Origin of the sequence: Aliidiomarina celeris (genome assembly GCF_003316875.1) — a bacterium.
Lineage (GTDB): Bacteria > Pseudomonadota > Gammaproteobacteria > Enterobacterales > Alteromonadaceae > Aliidiomarina > Aliidiomarina celeris.
Genome location: NZ_QMIL01000035.1, coordinates 1 through 306, shown reverse-complemented (window position 1 = coordinate 306; position 306 = coordinate 1). Strand labels below are relative to the sequence as shown.

The 306-nt window shown below is 48.7% G+C and carries 1 protein-coding gene; it reads left to right on the top strand.

The genetic code is table 11. The features are described from left to right. The coding region (locus DQW12_RS13380) for a transposase (RefSeq protein WP_157957934.1) at positions 1-306 on the top strand (306 nt) is incomplete at both ends.

The following is a 306-nucleotide window of genomic DNA, read 5'->3' as shown; positions in this document are numbered from 1 at the left end:
TACCTGCTAAAAACAATCCCAGGTATTGGTCGCATACTCGCGCTGACCATCCTCTACGAAATCGGCGATATTCAACGCTTCGAGTCGGTTCAAAAATTTGCTTCTTACGCCCGGCTTATCAAATGCAAAGCCGAATCCGCCGGCAAAATCTATGGCACGCAAGGCAACAAAATCGGCAATGCCCACCTCAAATGGGCCTTCTCTGAAGCGGCGGTTTTGTACCTCAGAGGCAACTCGGGCGCTCAACAATTATTGCAACGCTTTCAAAAGCGCATGAGCAAAGCTAAAGCTTTATCTGCACTAGCT